Below are 20,131 nucleotides of genomic sequence, written 5' to 3'. Positions count from 1 at the left end.
TCGCGGCGCGGCGCGCGCTTGACCGCGCCCGAGCCGCGCGCTTACCTTTGGCAGATGACGACCACTTCTGCCGCTCCGGCGCCCGCCACGCTGACGCACTGGGATCGCAGCCGCCTGATGCCGACGCGGCGCCAGCTCGCGTCGACGGTCGCGCTGGCGGTGATCGGCGCGCTGGCGCTGAACCCGATCACGCTCAACCCGTTCATCGAGGTGCTCGGCGAGGCGCTGTTCGTCGGCATGGTGCTGCTGTTCGGCTTCACGCTGGCCGGCGCGTGGCGCCAGACGCTGCTGCCACGCTGGGTCGCGCAGGTGCTCGCGGTGACGATCGGTGCGGCGCTGTCGCCGCTGGTCGTGCAGATGCTCTCGGTCGGCGGCGACTTCTCGCTGTTCGCCGCGTCGCGCCCGATGGTGCGCGGCTACGTGCTGGTGACGCTCAGCGCGGGGCTGATCGGCACGCTGTTCGCGCTCGGCGCGCTGTACCGCGAGCGCGACGCGCAGGCGCGCGCCGAGGCGCTGCAGTTCGCGCTCGAGCGGGAAACGCTGCAACGCCAAGCCGCCGACGCGCGGCTGCACCTGATGACGGCGCAGATCGAGCCGCACTTCCTGCTCAACACGCTGGCCAATGTTCAGCAGCTCGTCGAGAGCGGTTCGCCGCGCGCCGCGCCGGTGTTCCGCAGCCTGATCGGCTACCTGCGCGCCGCGATGCCGCGGCTGCAGCAGCAGGCCGCGACGCTGGGCGACGAGGAAGCGCTGGTGCGCGCCTACCTCGAGCTGATGCTGATGCGCATGCCGGACCGGCTGCGCTACGCGATCGAGGTCGAGCCGACGCTGCGCGCGCTGCCGTTTCCGCAGATGGGCTTGCTGACCTTGGTCGAGAATGCGATCCGCCACGGCATCGATCCGGCCTGCGACGGCGGCCGCATCGAGGTCGGCGCGCGCCGCGAGGCCGGCGACACGGTGCACCTGTGGGTCGCCGACACCGGCGTCGGGCTGTCGGAGGGCAGTGGCAGCGGCACCGGGCTGCGCAACCTGCGCGAACGCCTGCGGGCGTTCTCCGGCGCGGGCGCGACGGTCGTGCTGTCGGCGCAGGCGCCGCACGGGGTGCGCGCGGACATCCACGTGACTGCGCCCGCCGCGCACTGAGATGGCGGCCCCCACTGCACTGATTGCCGACGACGAGCCGCTGCTGCGCGAGCAACTGGTCGCGCATCTGGCGCGCCTGTGGCCCGAGCTGCGGATCGTCGCGCAGGCGCGCAACGGCCGCGAGGCGGTCGAGCTGTTCGACGAGCTGCGGCCGCAGGTCGTGTTCCTCGACGTGCACATGCCCGGCATGAACGGCGTCGACGCGGCGCGCTGCATCGGCCGGCGCGCCGAACTCGTGTTCGTGACCGCGTTCGATCGCTACGCGGTCGAGGCCTTCGCGCAGGGCGCGCTCGACTACCTCGTCAAGCCGATCGAGGAGCCGCGCCTGCTCGACACGGTGCAGCGGCTGCAGGCGCGTCTGCGCACTTCCAGCGAAGCGCTGCGCCCCGAGCTCGACGCGCTGCTCGAGCGCCTCGCGGCACAAATGGCCGAACAGCAGCGCGAGCGCAGCGGCACGCGACCGTACCTGCAGTGGATCAAGGCCTCGGTCGGCAACGTCGTGCGACTGATCGGCATCGAGCAGGTGCTGTACCTGCGCGCCGACGCGAAGTACACGGTGGTCGCGTGGGAAGGCGGCGAGGCGCTGATCCGCACCTCGATCCGCGAGCTCGCCGATGCGCTCGACCCGGCACGTTTTGTCCAGGTGCACCGCGCGGCGATCGTCAACCTCGCGCATGTCGACCGCTTCTCGCACGGACCCGGCGAGTCGGGCGAAGTCCACCTGAAGGGCCGCAGCGAACGCCTCGCGGTCAGCCGCAGCTACGTGCACCTGTTCCGCCAGATGTGACGCGCGGGGTCGCTTGCCGCTGCCTCGGCGGCATGCTATTGTTTAAACATGTTTAAACATCGAGAGGGCGGTCATGTCCGAAGCACTGCTTGACATCAAGCCCTGGGGCAACAACTTGGGTGTCCGCATTCCGGCAGCTGTCGCCCGCGAGGCAAAACTGCGCGCCAACCAGCGTGTCAGGGTCTCGGTCGAAGCCGGCCGCGTGGTCATCACGCCGATAGCCGACAAGGCCCTGACGTTGGACGAACGGCTGGCGCTGTTCGATCCGGCGCTGCACGGCGGCGAGGTCATGGTGGCCGGGGCCATTGGCGTCGAGGCGTGGTGACCCGCGCGGCCGCCAAGGCCTGGGCGCCTGATCGGCAAGACGTCATCTGGATCGATTGCAACCCGCAGGCGGGGCATGAGATGCGCGATCTGCATCCGATGTTGGTGCTGTCGCCAAGGGCCTTCAACGCGCGCACCGGGCTCGTCATCGGCTTGCCGATGACCACCACTGCCTACAACGCCGGTAACCCGTTTGCCGTGCCGGCCGGCAGCGCGGGCGGGCGCAAGACCAGCCAGACGAGCTACGTGCTGTGCCATCAGCCCAAGTCGTTCGACTGGCGCGCTCGGCATGCCAAACCGCACCCGCTCAAGCGCTTGGCCGATGCCCCGTTCGCGCAGGCCTGCAATGTGTTGAACCAGATCGTGATGCTCGCTTGAGGCCGCTCAGTCCGCGTTCTGCGGCTCGAGCGACGGGTGCCGCAAGCTGAACGCCGGCGCCGCGGTGGCGGCGCGCCAGGCCAGCGGCAGCGCGACGAGCGATGCCAGCAGGCCGAAGATCGCCGCGGCGGTCCAGCCGCCGGCCTGGACGCAGGCGGCCATGATCGGCGGGCCGAGCAGCGAGCCCGAGGCGCCGCACTGCGCGAGCAGGCCGTTGGCGCGCACCATCCGCGCCGGTGCGCCGGCCAGCCGCGGCAGCAGTGCGAACGCGAGGCTGGCGAACACGCCGCCGAGCATGTTCAGCAGCACGGCCAGCGCGATCGCCACGCCGGCCGACGGCGCCGGCGTGAAGACGCCGAACAGCAGCAGCGGCGGCAGCGCGAGCGAGGCCATGACCGGCCAGCGCAGATCCAGCCCGTGACGCAACAGCCAGGCCGCCACGGCGCTGCCGGTCACCGCCGAGATCGATGCCACCGCGGTCCATTGCCCGGCGGCTTGCGCGCTCAGCCCGGCCCCGCGCACCAGCAGCGTCGGCAGCAGGCCGAGGATGCCGATCTCGAACAATGCGAACGCGCCGAAGCCGAGCGCGAGGCACCAGACGGCCGGCGAGAGGGCCGACCCCGACCCGCTGCGCGCCGCGTCGGGCGCGGTCGGCGCATCGACGGGCTCGGGCGGCAGCGCCGCGCGCCACACCATGACCCACAAGGCCGCCGCCAGCGCGCCGCCTGCGCTCACCGCACCACGCCACCCGAACGACGCTGCGGCGCCCGCGCTGGCCGCGGCACCCAGTGCCAGACCGACCGGCACGAAGGTGCTCCACAAGGTCATGGCCAGGCCCTGCACGCGCGTGCCGGCCGCCCCGGCGTGATGGGCGATCAGCACCGGCGCGCTGACGATCACGCCGAGGTAGCCGGCCGCCTCGAGCAGCCGCCAGCCGATCAGCCCGACGCCGCCTTCAGCCCATGCGCCCCCCAGCCCCGCGAGCGCGAGCGCGGCGACGCCGCAGCGCAGCGTGCGGCGCAGCCCGAGGCGCTGCGCCAGCAGCCCGGCCGCGGCGCCGAGCGTGGCGCCGCCGAGCTCGATCAGCGAGATCGCGATCGCGACCGCGGTCAGGTCGAGGCCGAGCGCACTCGCGATCAGCGGCGCCAGCGCCGACAGCTTGCCGAGCTGGGCCGCGGCGAGCAGGCCGCTGAGGTAGAGCAGCCACACGAGCGGCCACGGCGAGGTCATTGGTGCACCCCGATCGCCGGGTACGTCGATCGACCCTCCGAGAGGGCCGGGCCTTGCTTGGGGCGGCCCGGCGCGGCGGCCCGTCGCGCTCGGTTGGGCGCTGGATGTCTCATGGCGCAAGGCCGGCGCTAACATCGTCTGCAGCATGGCCACCGTCCTTCGGATCAGCAGCGGCGACGAACGTGCGCTCGGGCGCTCGTTGCGCACCTGGCGCGCGCTGCGACGCATCAAGCAGCTGCATGCGGCGCAGCTGCTCGGCGTCTCGCAGGCCACGGTTTCGCGCTGGGAGAACGGCCAGAGTCCGCCGTCGCCCGACGAGGCCGATCGGCTGCGTGGCCTGATGGCCGCGCGGCTCGACAGCGATGCCGACCGCGTGCTCGCGCGGCTGGTGCGGCAGTCGGCCGCGCCGGTGCACCTGGTCTGCGACCTGACGCACCGGCTGCTCGCCGCATCGCCGGCGCGCGAGGCCCGCTTCAAGGTGCCGACGAGCCAGCTGATGGGCCGCTCGCTGTGGCGCTATGCGAGCGAGGACATCGTCGCGGCGGAGGCGCGCCTCGCCGGGCACGGCTGGTTCGGCCCGACGCCGCCGGCGATCGAGTTCCACACGCGCGAGCGCGACAGCGACGCCGTCACGATCCACGCGGGTGCGATGCGCTGGGTGCGCTTCCAGTTGTCGGACGGGAGTTTCGTGCGCCTGGTCGAGGATGTTCGCGAGCTTCATGCGGCGCCAGCTTAGGGGCGCGTGGCGCGCCAGCGCTGAATGATTTATTCAGCGCCGGCCATGTCCGCCGCTGCGCGGACTACGTGGCCTCGGCAGCCAGCTGCTCGCAATAGCCGATCAGCTCGTCGACCTCGCCGGACTTGTCGAACACCCGGCTCGCGCCCAGCGCTTCGCAGGTGCGGCGCATGTCCGCGGTCGCATAGTTGCTGAGCACGATCAGCCGCGTCGTCCGGTCCAGGCGTTGCGCCGCACGCAGCACGCCCAGGCCCGAACCCGCTTTCAGGAACAGGTCGACGATGACGAGATCGCAGGCGGGCGAAACCGAGGTCAGCCAGTCGATCGCCGAGCGCTCGTCGTCGGCGGTGCCGATGACCTCGACCGGCGCGAGCTCTTCCAGCGCCGCGATCAGGTTCTCTCGGATGATCGGGCTGTCTTCAACCAGATAGGCTTTCAGCTTCGCCATACCCTACCGTAGCAGTCGACGCCCGATCGCGGTGTAGGACGCGACCCGGTTGGCCGGTCTGAGGAAGCGCTGCCGATGAAGGCCGTCGCGCTGACTCGTCAGGCGCTGCCGCGCATCACGCCGCCGCGAGGCCCGCGAGGCGGTTCACCGCGGCCGGATCGCGCCCCAGTTTCGCGGCCGCGGCGAGCAGCTCGATCCAGGTCGTCGCATCGACCGGGATGCCGTGCGCGAGCCGCTGCGCGCGGCTCTCGCGCTCCGGCTCGCCGGCGACGCGCACGTGATCGATGCCGGCCTGCGGCTTCGAGGCCACGACCCAGTCCAGGAAGGCCTGCATCTCGTGCGTGTAGACGGCCGCCTCGCCGAGCCTTAGCGGGTCGAACAGCACCGTCAGCATGCCGTTGAGCACGCGCTGCTTCCCGTCGGCCGGGCCGTGCGTCGCCAGGCCGCCGGCGAGCGCGCCGCCGAGCAGCTCGCACACCAGCGCCAGGCCGAAGCCCTTGTGCTCGCCGAAGGTGCGCAGCGCGCCGAGCGGCTCGACGACACCGAACTTCGGGTCGGTCGTCGGCTCGCCGCGGTCGTCCAGCAGCTGGCCCGGCGCGAGCTGTTCGCCCTTGTTGTGCGCGACCCGTGTCTTGCCTTGCGCGACGACGCTGGTCGCGAGGTCGAGGATCACCGGCGCGCGCCCCGGCACCGGGATGCCGACCGCAAACGGGTTCGTGCCGAAGCGCGCGTCGCGCCCGCCCCAGGGCGCGACGATCGGCCGCGAGATCACGTTGACGAAGTGCATCGAGACCAGGCCCTCGGCGACCGCCATCTCGGCCCACGCGCCGATGCGGCACAGGTGGTGCGAGTTCGCGAGCGCGACGATGCAGCTGCCATGCGTCTTCGCCCGCGCGATGCCGAGCTCCATCGCCTCGAACCCGATCACCTGGCCGAAGCCGGCCTGGCCGTCGAGCGCGAGCAGCGTCGCGCTGTCGAGGCGCGTCTGCACGTGCGCGTTGGGTGTCAGGCCGCCTTCGAGGAACGCGTTCGCGTAGCGCGGCAGCATGCCGATGCCATGCGAGTCGTGCCCAGTCAGGTTGGCCTGGATCAGGTTGTCGGCGACCAGCTCGATCTCGCGCGGCAGGCTGCCGAAGCCGAGCATCAGCTCGTGCACCGCGGCGCGCAGCGGCTCGACGGCGATCGTGTGCATCAAGGTGTTCATCAGGCCTCGCCCTTCGGCTGCGCCGCAACCCAGGCGCGGTAGCGCACGCGGGTCGCGTCGTTCGGCGGGTACAGGCCCGGCAGCGCCACGCCGGCCTCGACCTCGCCCATGATCCAGCCCTCGAGCCGCTCCTGCTCGACGCTGGCGTCGATCACCTCGTCGAGCAGCGCCGCCGGGATCAGCACCGCGCCGTCGGCATCGACGACGATCACGTCGTTCGGGAACACCGCGACGCCGCCGCAGTCGATCGGCTCCTGCCAGCCGACGAAGGTCAACCCGGTCACCGAGGCCGGCGCGGCCGTGCCCTGGCACCACACCGGCAGGCCGGTCGCGAGCACGCCGGCGAGGTCGCGCACGACGCCGTCGCTGACGAGCCCGGCGACGCCGCGCTTCTGCATCCGCGCGCACAGGATGTCGCCGAAGATCCCGGCGTCGGTGACGCCCATCGCGCCGACGACCGCGATGCAGCCGGCCGGCATCGCCTCGATCGCGGCGCGCGTCGAGATCGGCGAGGCCCACGATGCGGGCGTCGCGAGGTCTTCGCGCGCCGGCACGAAGCGCAGCGTGAACGCGCGGCCGACGCGCCGCGGCTGGCCGGGTGCGAGCGGCCGCGTGCCGCGCAGCCACACGTTGCGCAGGCCCTTCTTCAGCAGCACGGTCGTGATCGTGGCGGTCGAGACCGCGCCGAGCGTGCGGATCACCGCAGCATCGAGCGGGAGCGATTCGGTTTCCATGGGACCTCGTGGATCGTTGTGAGCGCGTCGGCGACGGTAACCGTTTTTACGCGGGCCCGCGTTGCGGCGCGCGGGCAGGGGCAGCGGCCGATGCCCGGGCGGCTCTCCGAAGCCGCAACGGCCGGTTGTCTTACACGCTGCGGGTCGGCCCGTTTCGATACTTCGCGGACCCAGGAGCCTCACGAATGATGCAACTTGAACCTTTGATGAGCCGCTACTTTCGGCTGAAGCAGGAACTCGCGATCGCCTACCGCACGCGCCCATGGCACAGCGGCACGATCGATCGGCTGGCGAACGATCTCGCCGCGACCGAGCGCGCGATCGGTGCGCTGCAGCAGGCCGCCTTGCCGGGCGGTGCTCGGCCGCTCGCCGGCGCGACGCCGGGTTGACGCACCGGGCCGGTGTCGATTCGCGGGCGCGTCGTTCGTCGTCTGTTGACTGCCACCGAAGGAGAAGACGATGCTGCAGCAATCCCCGATGTACGCCTATCTGCCGGCTGCCGACGTGGACCGCGCACGCCGCTTCTACGAGGGCCAACTCGGCTTCAAGCCGAAGGCCGAGGTCGCCGGCGGCGTGATCTACGAGTTCGGCCAGCACACCGCGGCGTTCTTGTACCCGACCCCGAACGCCGGCACCTCGAAGGCGAGCCAGGCGTTCTGGCAGGTCGACGATGTCGACCGCGAGATCGTCGCGCTGAAGGCCCGCGGCGTGAAGTTCGAGGACTACGACATGCCCGGCGCGCGCAGCCCGAGCGGCGCGATCATCGCCGGCGGCGCGAAGGCCGCGTGGTTCAAGGACAGCGAGGGCAACATCCTCGCGCTGATCCAGGATCTGGGGCCGGCGGGCTGACGCAGCCCGCGCGCCTCAGCGTCGCCCGTTGCGGCGCGCTGCCGCGAGCGGGCGCTTGCCCTTCAGCTGCCGCTCGATGCCGTCGTTCAGGCTGCCGCGCAGCGCGAGCACACGCTCGACGTGGCCGTAGACGCCGGGGAAGCGCAGGTCCAGCCAGAGCCACAGCGTGCAGGCGCGCAGCGCCTGTTCCATGCGTTCGAGCCGGCTGTGGCTGTCGACATCGTCGAGAAACCACGGCGCGCCCGCCTGGCCGGTCAGCGCGTGGCTGGAAGCCCAGTCGAGATAGGCCTGCACCTGCGACTCGGTGCGTGTGTCGACCGGCGCCTGCGCGTAGATGAAGCGCTCCTTCAGCGTCAGCTTCGCGGCGACGCGATCGAGCTGCTCGGCGAGCTCGAGCATCTGCTCGAGTTCGGCGACCGCGAAGTGCGCGTCGTCGAGCCTGAGCTGCTCCATGAACACGCCGAGCACCTCGCGCAGCCGGGTCTTGTGCAGGCGCGACGCGATCGTGTCGACGTGCCAGCCGTTCGGCGCGACCGGCGCCTTGAAGTCGTCCGGCGCGCGCGGCGTCTTGTGCAGCAGCTCCTTCAGCATGCGCGCGGCGGAGGGCTCGGCTTCTTTCAGCACCCCGGCGAAGCCTTCTTCGTGAAGGCCGAAACGCCCGGCGCGGCCGGCGATCTGGTGCACCTCGGACTCGTTCAGCGGCCGGTCGCCCTGGCCGTCGAACTTGGTCATCGTGCTGAACAGCACGCGGCGGATCGGCAGGTTCAGGCCCATGCCGATCGCGTCGGTCGCGACCAGGATGTGCGACTCGCCGGTCGCGAAACGCTCGGCCTCGCGCCTGCGCACCTCCGGCGGCAGCGCGCCGTAGATCACCGAGACCGGGTGGCCGCCGGCGGCGATCTGGTCGCGCAGCATCAGCACGTCGCGGCGGCTGAACGCGACGACCGCGTCGCCGAGCTTCAGCGATGCGATCGGCACCGGATGCGGCAGCAGGTCGACATGCTGCTTGCGGCCGAAGTGCTTGACGGTCGCGCGCTCGCCGCACAGCCCGAGCAGGTTCTCGATCGCCGGCACCGCGTAGGCCGAGCAGATGATGATGACCTCGTTGGCGGGCACCGCGACGATCGCCTGCGTCCAGGCCCAGCCGCGCGACGGGTCGAAGATCATCTGCGCCTCGTCGATCACCGCGACGTCGATCGGCTTGTTCGTGCCGACCATCTCGATCGTGCTGCTGACGACGCGCGCGGCATCGGCCGGCACGTTCTCCTCGCCGGTCAGCAGCGAGGTCGGCACGCCGCGCGCGACGAGGCGGTCGCGGCCTTCGAGCGCGAGCAGGCGCAGCGGCGCGAGGTAGGCGCCGTCGAAGGCCTGCGCGAGGCGCTCGAACGCCGCGTGCGTCTTGCCGCTGTTCGGCGGGCCGACATACAGCGTCACGCTGCGCTGCAGGTGGCGCGCCTTCTGGAACGTGTCGGGGTAGCCCTGGAACGCGAGTTCGCTGTGCAGGCCCTCGAGCGTCTCGAGCTCGGCGACCTGGTGCTCCCAGCGGTCTTGCGCGCGGCTGCAGGCGGTCTTCAGCTCGGCGAGCGGCTGCGGGGTCGCGCACTCCGATTGCAGCCTCGGCAACAGCGATTCGAGATGCCGCGGCTGGTCGGCGCGACTGCGCGCGATCAGCGTCTCGAGGTGCTCGACCAGTTCGGCCGCATGCGGATACGCCGGCACCTTGCCGAGCGCCGCGAGCAACGCGGGTTTGTCGCCGGTGCGGAAGAAGGCCCAGACCGCGCCGGCATCGACCGGCACGCGGAACAGCACCGGCACGCGCCAGCCCGGTTCCGAGAGCTGCAGCGCATGGCTGATCAGCCGCGTCCACGCGCCGGCGCGGCGCGAGACGCCGAGCGCTTCGAGCGCGGCGGCGCGCTCCAGCATCAGCGGCCGCACCCCGGGGCCGCTGCCGACGGCGTCGAGGTGCGCGAGCGCGCTGTCCATCAGCGCCGGCTCGATCCAGCGGCTCGGGCGCGCGCCGGCGACGGGCTTCTGCAGCAGCACGAGGCCGAGCTTGTCGAGGTGCTCTTCGAAGCTGCTGCTGCGCTCGTCGAGGTAGTCGCCCGGCTTCACGACCTGCGGCAGCGTGTAGGCGGCCTGCCGGATGCGGTTGAACTGCTCCTTGCGGATGTGGATCGGCACACGCTGGGCGTGGCGCGGGTTGGGTGGGTTCGGGGTGTCGGGCAAGGCGGTCTGGGTCAGCATGTGCCCGCATTGTCGCGGCTGCGCGCCGACCCCACGCGTCAAAGGCCGTCGAGTGCCGGCCAGCCTTCCAGTTCGGCGAGCCGCCGCACGACCCAGCGTGCCTCGGCCGCGTCGACGCCCGAGGAGGGCTGTTCGAGCCCGAGCAGCACGCGTTCGAGCACGTCGCCCTCGGTGATGCCGAGGTCGTGGTGCTGCGCCCGCGCGTACTCGTACAGGTGGTTTGCGAGGTCTTCGCAGAACTCGTAGCGCGCGCTGATGACGGCGCGCGACGCGTTCGGCTTGATGCGGCCGGGATCGACGAAGAGCGCGACGAACGAGGCGGGCAGTTCGAGCTGGTTGTGGTCGTACATGGCGGCGTTGTATCACCGCGCCGCAGCGCCCTTGAACTCGACGCGCGCGCCCAAAGCTGGGGTGCATGGGCCCGCGCACCGGGCCGCCGCTGGAGCACCCCATGACCGCACCGCAACTCGAAACCCTGAGAAACCGCCTCGAGACCGTGATCGCGCTGGCACGCCTGCTCGAGCGCGTCGAGACCAGCAGCGTCGCGGTCGGGGCCGATCAATACCGGGCGCTGGTGCGCCAGCTCACGGCCGCACTCTCGCAGGAGATCCCCGACGACGCGCTTCAAGCCGTGCTCGGTGCCTATCCGGCCGCGGCCGAGCTGTACGAGAACATGCACTACGCGCAATCCGGCCTGTCGCGCTCGCCGCTGGAACGCTCGGTCGGCTCGGAGATGCTCGCGAGCCAGGCGCTCGCGCGCGCGGCCCGCCGTTCCTGAAACAGTCAGTTACGGCGCGCGGCTTGCCGCGCAACGCCGGCGGCAGAATTCAACGATTCGCGCGCCGATTTCGGCGCGTTGACGGTTGTTCACGTGCCGGCCCCCGCCGACCGGCGACCCTGTGCGGGTCAACACGCCGCCGACCGCCACCATGCCGACCCATGCCGATGCCCACGACGACCTGAGGATCTGCACCGTCGCGTTCGAGGGCGGGCAGCTGCACATCACGTTGCGGAACCAGCAGCTGTTCAGGATTGACCTCGCCGGATTCCCGGCACTCGCACAGGCCAGTTTCGAGGATCGGCTCGGCTGGCTCGTCGTCGACGAGGGCCTCGGGCTGGTCTGGCCGACGCTCGGGCTGGGCCTCGGCCACCGCGGCGGGCTGATCAACGCCCGGCGCCTGGTGCGCGACGCGCAGCGCTCGAAGGCGCGTCGGTCGCGCTGAACGGCGCACGCGCACTCACAGTTTCGGGATGCGCAGCGTCTTGCTGATCATCAGCGTGCCCGACAACGCGAACAGCAGCACCAGCGGGTGCAGCGTCCACGGCCCGATCGACCACGCGCCGCCGTAGAGCGCAGCGCCGATGTGCCCCTGCCAGGCCGCGAACGCGAGCAGCGCGGTCAGCAGCACGCTGGTCGGTATCGGCGTGCCCTCGAAATACGCGACCTTGTCGGCGCCGGCCGACAGTGCCTCGGCGGTGACGTTGTAGCGCGCGAGCCGCGAGACGCCGCAGCAGACGAAATAGACCAGCACCAGCGCATCCCAGCCGCCGTTCAGGCCGGCGGCGTAGGCCAGCGTCGCCGGGCCGAGGCCGAACGAGATCACGTCGGCCAGCGAATCGAGCTCGCGGCCGAGCGCCGAGTGCGTGTGGCGCCGGCGCGCGATGCGGCCGTCGAGCACGTCGAACACGAACGCGACCGGCGCGAGCGCGGCCGCCCACAGGAAGTCGGCCAGCGCCTGGCTGCCGACGAAGCGCATCGCGAAGAACACCGACGCCGTGCCGCAGGCCGCGTTGCCGAGCGTGAACACATCGGCGAGGTGGAACTCGCGGATCATCGAGAAGTGGCGGGGTCGGGGCGCGGCCATCAACGCTGTCCTCCGTGCTTCGCGGCCCAGTCTATGCCTGCCGAGGCAGCGACCGTCCGCGCGGCGGCGCACCGCGCTACAAGGGGTTACGCCCGCAACACGCCGCCAGGCTGTAATCGGGCGATGCGACCTTCTTTCCCGCTTCCGCTCCTGATCTCGCCGTTGATCGCCGTGCTCGCCGCATGCGGCACGACGCCGTCGGCGCCCCCCGCGCCGCCGGCCGGCTCCGTACCAGCGCGCGCCGCGCCGGCGCCGCGCACGACGCTGGCGTCGGAGCAGGTGCGGTTGGCCGAGTTGTTCCGCGGCACGCCGGTGGTCTTCTCGATGCAGCAGGACGGCGCGCTGCGGGCCACCGTGCCGCTGCGCTTCAGCTTCGACACCGGGGCGATCAAGGTCAAGCCGCCGCTCGCCGCGGTGCTCGACCGGCTCGCGAAGAGCCAGCTGCAGACGGCCGCGCGGATGCGCGTCAGCGCGCCGCCCGACCCGCCCGCGCGCGTGCCGGCGCTGGCCCGCGACCGCGCGCTCAGCGTGCGCGACTACCTGATGGGGCAGGGCATCGCGGCGGCGCGGCTGCAGGTCAACGGCGCGACGCAGGCCGAGCAGGTCGAGATCGTCGTCGCCGACGCGCCGCACTGAAGGCGCGGACGCGCGCGCATCACTCGGCCCGCGCGTAGCGCTTCGCGCGCAGGTTCTTCTTGATCTCCTGCAGCATCGGCCGCAGCTCGCCGGGCAGGCGCAGCGCCACCGCGGTCGTCAGGATGTCGATGACGACCAGGTGCAGCAGGCGCGACACCATCGGGCTGTAGCGGTCGTAGTCTTCCGGGTGATCGACCGCGAGCAGGATCTGGCCGGCGCCGATCGCCATCGTCGCGAGCGGCGAAGCGCTCGCGGTGATCACGACCAGCGTCGCGCCCTTCTTGCGCGCGATCTCGGCCGCATCGAGCAGGTCGCGGCTGTGGCCGGAGTTGCTGATCACGACCGCGCAGTCGCCGGGCTGCAGCATCGTCGCGCTCATCACCTGCACGTGGCCGTCGCTGACCGCGGTCGCGCGCACGCCGAGGCGGAAGAACTTGTGCTGCGCGTCCTGCGCGACGATGCCCGAATTGCCGACGCCGTAGAACTCGATCCGACGGCCTTTGAGTCCGGCCTCGGCCAGCGCGGCGATCGCGCGCTCGAACGCGCCGTTCGCGGCGTCGTTGCGGTACTTCAGGAACGCGCTGACGGCGTTGTCGATCACCTTCACGACGATGTCGGCGCACTTGTCGTCCTCGTCGACCGAGCGGTGCACGAAAGGCACGCCCTCGTTGACGCTGCCGGCGAGCTTGCGCTTGAAGTCGGTCAGCCCGTCGTAGCCGACGCTGCGGCAAAAGCGCACCACGGTCGGCTTGCTGACATGCGAGCGCTCGGCCAGTTCGACGACCGGCAGGCTCGCGAACGCGCGCGGGTCGGCGAGCACGAGCTTCGCGACGCGCTGCTCGGCCGGCGGCAGGGCCGGGATCGAGGCCCTGATGCGGTCAAGCATGGTGATGTCGACTTGGGGCGGCCCGGCGCGGCGGCCCGAGCACCATTGCCGGGATCATTGTTCTTCGGCCCATGCGAAGCCGTCGCGGGCGACCAACGCACTGGCGGCCGCGGGGCCCCAGGTGCCGGCCGCGTAGGGCCGCGGCCCGGTCGTCTCGCGGGCCCAGGCGTCGAGCACCGGTTCGACCCAGCGCCAGGCCTGCTCCTGCTCGTCGCTGCGCACGAACAGGTTCAGGCGCCCGGCGATCGCCTCGAGCAGCAGCCGCTCGTAAGCGCCGACGCGGTTCTCGGCGAAGGCCTTGTCGAAGTCCAGGTCGAGCGAGACCGGCGAGAGGTTCTCATGCTGGCCCGTGCCCTTCGCGGCGAGCAGGTGCAGCTCGAGGCCGTCCTCGGGCTGCAGGTTGATCACGAACCGGTTCGCCTGGTTCACGCCGGGGAAGATGTTGTGCGGCGTCGGCCGGAAGTTCACGACGATCTGCGCCTCGCGCGAGGCCAGGCGCTTGCCGGTGCGCAGGTAGAACGGCACGCCGGCCCAGCGCCAGTTCTGCACCTCGGTGCGGATCGCGACGAAGGTCTCGGTCAGGCTGCGCGGCGGCACCTTGGTTTCCTCGAGGTAGCCGGCCGCCTTCCTGCCCTGCGCATTGCCGGCGCGGTATTGGCCGCGCACCACGTCGCGCGCGACGCTTTCGTCGGTGAACGGCTTCAGCGAACGCAGCACCTTGAGCTTCTCGTCGCGGATCGCGTCGGCGTCGTTGCGGCTCGGCGGCTCCATCGCGACCATCGTCAGCAGCTGCAGCGCGTGGTTCTGGATCATGTCGCGCAGCGCGCCGGTGCGGTCGTAGAAGTCGCCGCGCGTGCCGACGCCGAAGTCTTCGGCGATCGTGATCTGCACGTTGGCGATGCTCTCGCGCCGCCAAAGCGGCTCGAACAGCACGTTGCCGAAGCGCAGCGCCATCAGGTTCTGCACCGAGGGCTTGCCGAGGTAGTGGTCGATGCGGAAGGCCTGTTCCTCCTTGAACACCGAGCGCACGACGCGGTTGATCTCCTGCGCGCTGGCGAGGTCGTGGCCGAGCGGCTTCTCGAGCACGACGCGGATGCGCGGCGTGTTCAGCCCGACAGCGCCGAGCTGCGCGCAGATCTGCGGGAACAGGTACGGACTGGTCGCGAGGTAGAGCACGACGGTGTCGGCCGTGCGTTCGGTCAACCAGTCCTTCAGGCGCTGGTAGTGCTCGGGCTGCGACAGGTCGAGGCGCCGGTAATGCAGCATCTCGGCGAACTTCGCAAATTCCTCGTCGCTCGGGCGCTTCGCGCCTTCGACGTCCTGGAAGCGCTCCTTGATCCAGGCGCGGTAATGCTCGTCGGTCTGGTCGTCGCGGGCGACCGCGAGAATGCGGCCATCGGGCGGCAGCTTGCCGTGGCGGAAGGCCTGGAACAGTGCGGGCATCAGCTTGCGCCAGGTCAGGTCGCCGGTGCCGCCGAAGAAAACAAGGTCGAATGACATGCTGCAGAGGTCGCGTCGTCTTTGAGAAGTGAAGCGTGATGTAACTTAGTTTCAATGATTATGATGCCCAAGTTTCCTGCGCCGGTCAACGCCGCGGCCCTCACGCTGAACAGCGCCTGGCTGCGCAACCGCGTCGCCGAGCTCGGGCTGAAGCAGTGGTGGCTGGCCGAGCAGGTCGGTGTCGACAAGAAGACCGTGATCCGCTGGCTGCACGGCCAGGTGCGCACGATCCAGCCCGCCAATGCGCTCGCGCTGGCCGCGGTGCTGGGTTGCCGCGTCGAAGAGCTCGAACTGCCGCGAGCGGCGATCGACCTGGCGTCGGCCGCCGATCAACGCGCCGCGGGTGCGCTGCTCGCGACGAGTTCGCTGCTCGACACGCTCGGCCCGGTCGGCGAATGGGACGTGATCGAGCGCCTGCTGAAGGCCGTCGCGGTGCCCGATCTGCCGCTGCATGTGCTGGGCACGCTGTACCACCGGCTGAGCATCGCGTGCTGGCGCCAGAGCAAGCTGGCCGAGGCCGAGGTCTACAACCGCGCCGCGTTCGACGCCGCGCAGCGCTGCGACGACAAGGTGCTGCTCGCCGGCGCGCACGGCACGCGCGCGAATCTGCTGCACTGGCGCGGCGAATCGGCACAGGCGCAGCAGCATTGGCGCGACGGGCTCGCGCTGCGCCGCTTCCTCGAGCCGACGGCGATCGCCGGGCTGCACAACAACCTGGGCATGGACCTGTACGAGACCGGCGAGTTCGAGGCCGGCGAGCGCGAACTGCTCGCGGCGCGCGACCTGTACCTGCTCGCCGGCACGCCGATGCAGCGCAGCATCAACCACTGCGCGCTCGCGATCCTCGCGTTGCGGCGCGACGCGGTCGATGTGGCGGCGCCGCACGCCGAGGCGGCCGCGGCGCATGCCGCGCATGGCGACTACCGGCGCGGTGTCGCGATGGGCGCGCTGGTGCAGGCCGACATCCACGCACGCCGCGGTCGAGCCGCGGCGGCGCTCGATGCGTTGGCGGCCGGCAAGACGGCGTTCGCCCGCCTCGGCATCGAGGAAGGCTTCAACCGCGAATTCGAAGGCCGGGTGCTGCGCCTGGTCGGCCGCCCGGAAGACGCTTGCATCGCGCTCGAGGATGGCCTGCGGCTGGCCGCGGCCTTCCCGGTCGAGGCGGCCTGGATCGAGCATGAGCTGGTGCTGGCACACGAGGCGCGCGGCGCCGCGCCCGCGGCGCGTGCCGCGGCGTGCCGCGCGATTGCCCTGTTCGAGCGGCTCGGTGCGCCGCGCATGGTCGCCGCGCTGCAGACGATGTCACCGCATGTCCCTGGCCCGGCCGGCGCGGAGCCGCTACCGTAGCGCCTCAGGGGGAACACGCCATGGACTTCGACACCTTCATCGGCAAGGCCTGGGACGACCACGTCAACGCCGCGCAGGCCGTCGCCGAACGACTCGGCGAGGCGCTGCCGCTGGTCGGCGACGAGGCGCAGCTGAACCAGCTGATGAACCTCGGGCAGCACGTCTACGGCGAGCACCTGGGGCAATGGCAGCAGGCCATCGCGTTCGTCGAGCGGCTGGCGCGGCTGCCCGCATTCGCGCCCGACGGGGCGAGCGGGCAGGCGCGCACGCGCAGCCTCGCCGGCCTGCGGCTCGCGGCCGGCGACGGCGCGGAGCTCGACGCGCTGTCGCCGTCCGACCGCATTCGCGTCGGCGCGATGGCGGCCTCGAGCCTCGCCGAACGCGACACCGCCCGCGCGAGCCGGCTGCTGCACGACGCGCTCGACCTCGCGCAGCGCTCGGGCCTGCCGGCGAGCGACCCGATGAACCGCGCACTCGCGGTCACCGGCAACAACCTCGCGAGCGCACTCGAGCAGAAGCCGCAGCGCAGCGCCGACGACCGCGCGCTGATGATCCTGGCGGCGCAGACCGCACGCCACTACTGGGCCATCGCCGGCACCTGGCTCGAAACCGAGCGCGCCGAATACCGGCTCGCGAACACCTGGCTGCAGGCTGGCGACCTGGCGCGCGCCCGCGAGCATGCGCAGGCCTGCCTGGAGATCGTCGCGGCCAACGACGGCGCCGCGCTCGAACGGCTGTTCGGCTGGGAGGCGCTCGGCCGGGTCGAGCGCGCCGCCGGCAACGCGACCGGCCACGCGCAGGCGCTGGCGCGGGCCCGCGAAGCGTTCGAGCAGCTGGACGAAGGCGACAAGTCCTGGTGCGCCGAAAGCATCGCCGGGCTCGCCGGCTGACGCGACCGCCAACGCGACGCGCGGCGCGTGCCGCGCGGGTTACTTTCGGCAAACAAGCTGCAAGCCAGGCGCAACCTTTGCCGGCGGGCCGGGTTCTAATCGACGCCTGACGAACACCGCGCCGGCCCGCCATGAACCAACTCGACCAGCTCAAGCAGTTCACCACCGTCGTCGCCGACAGCGGCGACTTCAAGCAGCTCGCGCAGTACACGCCGCGCGACGCGACGACGAACCCGTCGCTGATCCTGAAGGCGGTGCAGAAGCCCGAGTACGCGCCGCTGCTGCAGGAGACGGTCGCGGCGCACCGCGGCGAGCCGCTCGAGGCGATCGTCGACGAGGTGCTGGTGCGCTTCGGGCTGGAGATCCTGAAGATCGTGCCGGGGCGCGTCTCGACCGAGGTCGACGCGCGGCTGAGTTTCGACTGCGCGGCGAGCGTCGCGAAGGCGCACCGCCTGATCGCGATGTACGAAGAGGCCGGCATCGCGCGCGGACGCATCCTGATCAAGCTCGCGTCGACCTGGGAGGGCATCCAGGCCGCGCGCGTGCTGCAGCACGAGGGCATCCGCTGCAACATGACGCTGCTGTTCGCGTTCTGCCAGGCCGTGGCCTGCGGCGAGGCGGATGCGCAGCTGATCTCGCCGTTCGTCGGCCGCATCTACGACTGGCACAAGAAGAACGCCGGCGCGAGCTGGGACGAAGCCGACCGCGCCGGCGCGAACGACCCGGGCGTCAAGTCGGTTGCGCAGATCTACACCTACTACAAGAAGTTCGGCATCGACACCGAGGTGATGGGCGCGAGCTTCCGCAACATCGGGCAGATCCAGGCGCTCGCGGGTTGCGACCTGCTGACGATCAGCCCCGAGCTGCTCGGCGAGCTGCAGGCGAACGACGCGCCGCTGCCGCGCGCGCTCGACCCGAAGGCCGCGAGCGCGGCGCCGATCCATGCGGTGACCTACAACGAGGCGACTTTTCGCTTCGCGTTGAACGACGACGCGATGGCGACCGAGAAGCTCGCCGAGGGCATCCGCGCGTTCGCGGCCGATGCCGTCAAGCTCGAGAAGCTGATCGAGGGGCTGAAGTGACCCGGGCCGAGCGCCGGGCCGCTCCCAAGCCGGCCCGCATCCCCTCGGGGGATCGGCCGATGTACTCATCGGACAAGGGGTTGACATGAATCCGCGCTGTGACCGAACCGAGGCCTGGGCGGCCCTGGCGGGGCACTACGAAGCGCACGGTCGCGACTTCGATCTGCGCGACGCATTCGCGCGCGATGCCGGCCGTTTCGGTGCGCTGAGCTTCGAGGCGCCCGAGGTCTTCGCCGACCTGTCGAAGAACCGCATCGACACCGCGACCTTGCACTTCCTGCTCGACCTGGCGCGCGAGTGCGAGGTCGAGGCGCGGCGCGACGCGATGCTGCGCGGCGACCCGATCAACACGACCGAGGGCCGCGCGGTGCTGCACACCGCATTGCGCGCGCCGCGCGGCAAGGGGCCGTTCAGCGCCGACGTGCAAGGCGTGCTCGACGCGATGTTCGCGTATGTCGAGGGCGTGCGCGACACCGCTTCGAGCGGCATCCGGCACATCGTCAACATCGGCATCGGCGGCAGCGACCTCGGGCCGCAGATGGTCGTCCCGGCGCTCGATGCGTTCGCGCACCCGCGCCTGACGCTTCACTTCGTCTCGAACGTCGACGGCCACGACATCGTGCCGGTGCTGCGCAAGCTCAAACCCGCCGAGACACTGTTCATCGTCGCCAGCAAGACCTTCACGACGCAGGAGACGATGGCCAACGCGCACGCCGCGAGGGCATGGTTCCTGGGCGCCGGCGGCACCGACATCGCGAAGCATTTCGTCGCGACCACGACCCACATCGAGGCCGCCGCGCAGTTCGGCATCAAGACGACCTTCGGCTTCTGGGACTGGGTCGGCGGGCGCTATTCGCTGTGGTCGGCGATCGGTCTGCCGATCGCGCTGGCGATCGGCGCCGAGCATTTCCGCGCGCTGCTTGCCGGCGCGCACGCGATGGACGAGCATTTCGCGAAGGCGCCGGCCGCGAAGAACCTGCCGCTGCTGCTCGGGCTGATCGATGTCTGGTACCGCAACTTCCACGGCTTCACGAGTCGCTGCGTGGCGCCCTACCACCAGGGCCTGAGGCGCCTGCCGGCGTACCTGCAGCAGCTCGAGATGGAGAGCAACGGCAAGTGCGTCGACCTCGACGGCGAGCCGGTGCCGTTCGCGACCAGCCCGGTCGTCTGGGGCGAGCCGGGCACGAACGGCCAGCACGCGTACTTCCAGATGCTGCACCAGGGCACCGACGTGATCCCGGTCGAATTCATCCTCGTCAAGCACGCGACGCACGGCATCGGCAACCTGCACGGCCCGCTGCTCGAGCAGCTGGAGCGCCAGCACACGATGCTGCAGGCCAACGGCCTGGCGCAGGCGCAGGCGCTGATGCAGGGCAAGACGAGCGCGCAGGCGCTCTCCGAGAGCGCGCCGACCGCATCGAAGCAGCTCGACGCGGCGACCCTCGCGAAGCACCGCAGCTTCCCCGGCAACCGCCCGAGCACGACGATCGTGCTCGAGCAGCTCACGCCGCGCGCACTCGGCGCGCTGATCGCGCTCTACGAACACCGCGTGTTCACCAGCGGTGCGCTGTGGGGCATCAACAGCTTCGACCAGTGGGGCGTCGAGCTCGGCAAGGCGCTCGCCAGCGACCTGCTGCCGCGCTTTGCGTCCGGCGCGGTCGACGGGCTCGATGCGTCGACCGCCGCGCTGCTGCGCCGCCTGCGCGACTGAGCTTCGGATCTCCCTGCGAACTTCGGCGTCGATTTCGTGGCGCCGAGCGCCGGTGCGGCGCACGCGACTGCAGCTGTACGAATCGTCACGCCGGGTGCACAGTCGCGAACGGCACCCCGCACTCCGGGGGCGGCGGC

23 protein-coding genes are annotated in these 20,131 nt (G+C 71.2%); 14 read left to right on the top strand and 9 right to left on the bottom strand.

Annotation, left to right across the window (positions count from 1 at the left end; genetic code table 11):
* The first annotated feature begins 54 nt into the window (after positions 1-54).
* From AC1DTW_RS00560 to AC1DTW_RS00545, 4 genes are all read left to right on the top strand, one after another.
* Complete coding sequence (locus tag AC1DTW_RS00560) at positions 55-1,143, top strand: sensor histidine kinase (protein WP_477978025.1); 1,089 nt, start codon at positions 55-57, stop codon at positions 1,141-1,143.
* Between the two features lies 1 nt (position 1,144).
* Positions 1,145-1,930, top strand: a complete 786-nt coding sequence (locus AC1DTW_RS00555; protein ID WP_477978023.1) for a LytR/AlgR family response regulator transcription factor — start codon at positions 1,145-1,147, stop codon at positions 1,928-1,930.
* Positions 1,931-2,003: 73 nt separating this feature from the next.
* Entirely contained in the window at positions 2,004-2,255 is a 252-nt protein-coding gene (locus tag AC1DTW_RS00550; RefSeq protein ID WP_477978022.1) for an AbrB/MazE/SpoVT family DNA-binding domain-containing protein, read from the top strand.
* Entirely contained in the window at positions 2,252-2,632 is a 381-nt protein-coding gene (locus AC1DTW_RS00545) for a type II toxin-antitoxin system PemK/MazF family toxin (RefSeq protein ID WP_477978021.1), read from the top strand. Before AC1DTW_RS00550 ends, AC1DTW_RS00545 begins: the two co-directional genes overlap by 4 nt.
* A 6-nt stretch (positions 2,633-2,638) precedes the next feature.
* On the opposite strand, the gene AC1DTW_RS00540 is transcribed toward AC1DTW_RS00545, so the two are convergent.
* Positions 2,639-3,862, bottom strand: coding sequence for an MFS transporter (locus tag AC1DTW_RS00540; protein WP_477978019.1), 1,224 nt, complete (start codon positions 3,860-3,862; stop codon positions 2,639-2,641).
* A gap of 145 nt (positions 3,863-4,007) precedes the next feature.
* On the opposite strand from AC1DTW_RS00540, the gene AC1DTW_RS00535 reads away from it, so the two are divergent.
* Positions 4,008-4,598 carry a helix-turn-helix domain-containing protein gene (locus tag AC1DTW_RS00535; protein WP_477978017.1) on the top strand — a complete coding sequence of 197 codons (591 nt, stop codon included), beginning with the start codon at positions 4,008-4,010 and terminating at the stop codon, positions 4,596-4,598.
* Between the two features lie 64 nt (positions 4,599-4,662).
* Here the strand turns inward: AC1DTW_RS00535 and AC1DTW_RS00530 are convergent, their stop codons facing one another.
* From AC1DTW_RS00530 to AC1DTW_RS00520, 3 genes are all read right to left on the bottom strand, one after another.
* Entirely contained in the window at positions 4,663-5,046 is a 384-nt protein-coding gene (locus AC1DTW_RS00530; RefSeq protein ID WP_477978015.1) for a response regulator, read from the bottom strand.
* Positions 5,047-5,161: 115 nt separating this feature from the next.
* Positions 5,162-6,250: a malate/lactate/ureidoglycolate dehydrogenase gene (locus AC1DTW_RS00525; protein ID WP_477978013.1), complete on the bottom strand. Its 1,089-nt coding sequence runs from the start codon at positions 6,248-6,250 to the stop codon at positions 5,162-5,164.
* Positions 6,250-6,984, bottom strand: a complete 735-nt coding sequence (locus tag AC1DTW_RS00520; RefSeq protein WP_477978011.1) for a ribonuclease activity regulator RraA — start codon at positions 6,982-6,984, stop codon at positions 6,250-6,252. The genes AC1DTW_RS00525 and AC1DTW_RS00520 overlap by 1 nt, the downstream gene beginning before the upstream one ends.
* 185 nt (positions 6,985-7,169) lie before the next feature.
* On the opposite strand from AC1DTW_RS00520, the gene AC1DTW_RS00515 reads away from it, so the two are divergent.
* Together AC1DTW_RS00515 and AC1DTW_RS00510 are read left to right on the top strand one after the other, a co-directional pair.
* The gene (locus tag AC1DTW_RS00515; RefSeq protein ID WP_477978010.1) at positions 7,170-7,373 is read left to right on the top strand and encodes a hypothetical protein; all 204 of its coding nucleotides are present in this window, start codon (positions 7,170-7,172) and stop codon (positions 7,371-7,373) included.
* Between the two features lie 70 nt (positions 7,374-7,443).
* The gene (locus tag AC1DTW_RS00510; protein WP_477978009.1) at positions 7,444-7,833 is read left to right on the top strand and encodes a VOC family protein; all 390 of its coding nucleotides are present in this window, start codon (positions 7,444-7,446) and stop codon (positions 7,831-7,833) included.
* 15 nt (positions 7,834-7,848) lie between these two features.
* On the opposite strand, the gene AC1DTW_RS00505 is transcribed toward AC1DTW_RS00510, so the two are convergent.
* Both AC1DTW_RS00505 and AC1DTW_RS00500 read right to left on the bottom strand, forming a co-directional pair.
* Positions 7,849-10,077, bottom strand: a complete 2,229-nt coding sequence (locus AC1DTW_RS00505) for a helicase-related protein (protein WP_477978007.1) — start codon at positions 10,075-10,077, stop codon at positions 7,849-7,851.
* A 38-nt stretch (positions 10,078-10,115) separates the two neighbouring features.
* The gene (locus AC1DTW_RS00500; RefSeq protein ID WP_477978005.1) at positions 10,116-10,427 is read right to left on the bottom strand and encodes an ATPase with chaperone activity; all 312 of its coding nucleotides are present in this window, start codon (positions 10,425-10,427) and stop codon (positions 10,116-10,118) included.
* 101 nt (positions 10,428-10,528) lie between these two features.
* Here AC1DTW_RS00500 and AC1DTW_RS00495 point away from each other — a divergent pair, with 101 nt between their 5' ends.
* Both AC1DTW_RS00495 and AC1DTW_RS00490 read left to right on the top strand, forming a co-directional pair.
* Positions 10,529-10,855 (top strand): hypothetical protein, encoded by a 327-nt coding sequence (locus AC1DTW_RS00495; RefSeq protein ID WP_477978003.1) that lies wholly within the window; start codon positions 10,529-10,531, stop codon positions 10,853-10,855.
* 151 nt (positions 10,856-11,006) lie between these two features.
* Positions 11,007-11,300: a DUF2442 domain-containing protein gene (locus tag AC1DTW_RS00490; protein ID WP_477978001.1), complete on the top strand. Its 294-nt coding sequence runs from the start codon at positions 11,007-11,009 to the stop codon at positions 11,298-11,300.
* A 15-nt stretch (positions 11,301-11,315) separates the two neighbouring features.
* On the opposite strand, the gene AC1DTW_RS00485 is transcribed toward AC1DTW_RS00490, so the two are convergent.
* Positions 11,316-11,942 carry a CDP-alcohol phosphatidyltransferase family protein gene (locus tag AC1DTW_RS00485; RefSeq protein ID WP_477977999.1) on the bottom strand — a complete coding sequence of 209 codons (627 nt, stop codon included), beginning with the start codon at positions 11,940-11,942 and terminating at the stop codon, positions 11,316-11,318.
* Between the two features lie 123 nt (positions 11,943-12,065).
* Here AC1DTW_RS00485 and AC1DTW_RS00480 point away from each other — a divergent pair, with 123 nt between their 5' ends.
* Positions 12,066-12,578, top strand: a complete 513-nt coding sequence (locus AC1DTW_RS00480; RefSeq protein WP_477977997.1) for an OmpA family protein — start codon at positions 12,066-12,068, stop codon at positions 12,576-12,578.
* A gap of 19 nt (positions 12,579-12,597) precedes the next feature.
* On the opposite strand, the gene AC1DTW_RS00475 is transcribed toward AC1DTW_RS00480, so the two are convergent.
* The gene (locus tag AC1DTW_RS00475; RefSeq protein WP_477977995.1) at positions 12,598-13,464 is read right to left on the bottom strand and encodes a MurR/RpiR family transcriptional regulator; all 867 of its coding nucleotides are present in this window, start codon (positions 13,462-13,464) and stop codon (positions 12,598-12,600) included.
* A 54-nt stretch (positions 13,465-13,518) separates the two neighbouring features.
* Positions 13,519-14,964, bottom strand: coding sequence for a glucose-6-phosphate dehydrogenase (gene zwf / locus AC1DTW_RS00470; protein ID WP_477977993.1), 1,446 nt, complete (start codon positions 14,962-14,964; stop codon positions 13,519-13,521).
* Between the two features lie 63 nt (positions 14,965-15,027).
* Between zwf and AC1DTW_RS00465 the strand changes: the two genes are divergently transcribed.
* The 4 genes from AC1DTW_RS00465 to pgi all read left to right on the top strand — a co-directional run bounded on the left by AC1DTW_RS00465 (position 15,028) and on the right by pgi (position 19,994).
* A complete protein-coding gene (locus AC1DTW_RS00465) occupies positions 15,028-16,311 on the top strand; it encodes a helix-turn-helix domain-containing protein (protein ID WP_477977991.1) in 1,284 nt (427 codons plus the stop codon).
* A 20-nt stretch (positions 16,312-16,331) separates the two neighbouring features.
* A complete protein-coding gene (locus AC1DTW_RS00460) occupies positions 16,332-17,201 on the top strand; it encodes a hypothetical protein (RefSeq protein WP_477977989.1) in 870 nt (289 codons plus the stop codon).
* Positions 17,202-17,332: 131 nt separating this feature from the next.
* Positions 17,333-18,283 (top strand): transaldolase, encoded by a 951-nt coding sequence (tal, locus tag AC1DTW_RS00455; RefSeq protein ID WP_477977987.1) that lies wholly within the window; start codon positions 17,333-17,335, stop codon positions 18,281-18,283.
* 85 nt (positions 18,284-18,368) lie between these two features.
* Entirely contained in the window at positions 18,369-19,994 is a 1,626-nt protein-coding gene (pgi, locus tag AC1DTW_RS00450; protein WP_477977985.1) for a glucose-6-phosphate isomerase, read from the top strand.
* Positions 19,995-20,131: the final 137 nt, after the last annotated feature.

It is taken from the genome of Rhizobacter sp. P5_A1 (genome assembly GCF_056400745.1).
This window is presented reverse-complemented; position numbering and strand designations above follow the sequence as displayed.

Bases quoted from the DNA above. Each gene is read 5' to 3' on its own strand.
- AC1DTW_RS00485 (WP_477977999.1), bottom strand. From the start codon at position 11,942: ATGGCCGCGCCCCGACCCCGCCACTTCTCGATGATCCGCGAGTTCCAC.
- AC1DTW_RS00490 (WP_477978001.1), top strand. From the start codon at position 11,007: ATGCCGACCCATGCCGATGCCCACGACGACCTGAGGATCTGCACCGTC.
- AC1DTW_RS00460 (WP_477977989.1), top strand. From the start codon at position 16,332: ATGGACTTCGACACCTTCATCGGCAAGGCCTGGGACGACCACGTCAAC.
- AC1DTW_RS00495 (WP_477978003.1), top strand. From the start codon at position 10,529: ATGACCGCACCGCAACTCGAAACCCTGAGAAACCGCCTCGAGACCGTG.
- AC1DTW_RS00550 (WP_477978022.1), top strand. From the start codon at position 2,004: ATGTCCGAAGCACTGCTTGACATCAAGCCCTGGGGCAACAACTTGGGT.
- AC1DTW_RS00500 (WP_477978005.1), bottom strand. From the start codon at position 10,427: ATGTACGACCACAACCAGCTCGAACTGCCCGCCTCGTTCGTCGCGCTC.
- AC1DTW_RS00505 (WP_477978007.1), bottom strand. From the start codon at position 10,077: ATGCTGACCCAGACCGCCTTGCCCGACACCCCGAACCCACCCAACCCG.
- AC1DTW_RS00480 (WP_477977997.1), top strand. From the start codon at position 12,066: ATGCGACCTTCTTTCCCGCTTCCGCTCCTGATCTCGCCGTTGATCGCC.
- AC1DTW_RS00535 (WP_477978017.1), top strand. From the start codon at position 4,008: ATGGCCACCGTCCTTCGGATCAGCAGCGGCGACGAACGTGCGCTCGGG.
- AC1DTW_RS00525 (WP_477978013.1), bottom strand. From the start codon at position 6,250: ATGAACACCTTGATGCACACGATCGCCGTCGAGCCGCTGCGCGCCGCG.
- AC1DTW_RS00520 (WP_477978011.1), bottom strand. From the start codon at position 6,984: ATGGAAACCGAATCGCTCCCGCTCGATGCTGCGGTGATCCGCACGCTC.
- AC1DTW_RS00465 (WP_477977991.1), top strand. From the start codon at position 15,028: ATGCCCAAGTTTCCTGCGCCGGTCAACGCCGCGGCCCTCACGCTGAAC.
- AC1DTW_RS00530 (WP_477978015.1), bottom strand. From the start codon at position 5,046: ATGGCGAAGCTGAAAGCCTATCTGGTTGAAGACAGCCCGATCATCCGA.
- tal (WP_477977987.1), top strand. From the start codon at position 17,333: ATGAACCAACTCGACCAGCTCAAGCAGTTCACCACCGTCGTCGCCGAC.
- AC1DTW_RS00510 (WP_477978009.1), top strand. From the start codon at position 7,444: ATGCTGCAGCAATCCCCGATGTACGCCTATCTGCCGGCTGCCGACGTG.
- AC1DTW_RS00560 (WP_477978025.1), top strand. From the start codon at position 55: ATGACGACCACTTCTGCCGCTCCGGCGCCCGCCACGCTGACGCACTGG.
- pgi (WP_477977985.1), top strand. From the start codon at position 18,369: ATGAATCCGCGCTGTGACCGAACCGAGGCCTGGGCGGCCCTGGCGGGG.
- AC1DTW_RS00475 (WP_477977995.1), bottom strand. From the start codon at position 13,464: ATGCTTGACCGCATCAGGGCCTCGATCCCGGCCCTGCCGCCGGCCGAG.
- AC1DTW_RS00555 (WP_477978023.1), top strand. From the start codon at position 1,145: ATGGCGGCCCCCACTGCACTGATTGCCGACGACGAGCCGCTGCTGCGC.
- zwf (WP_477977993.1), bottom strand. From the start codon at position 14,964: ATGTCATTCGACCTTGTTTTCTTCGGCGGCACCGGCGACCTGACCTGG.
- AC1DTW_RS00540 (WP_477978019.1), bottom strand. From the start codon at position 3,862: ATGACCTCGCCGTGGCCGCTCGTGTGGCTGCTCTACCTCAGCGGCCTG.
- AC1DTW_RS00515 (WP_477978010.1), top strand. From the start codon at position 7,170: ATGATGCAACTTGAACCTTTGATGAGCCGCTACTTTCGGCTGAAGCAG.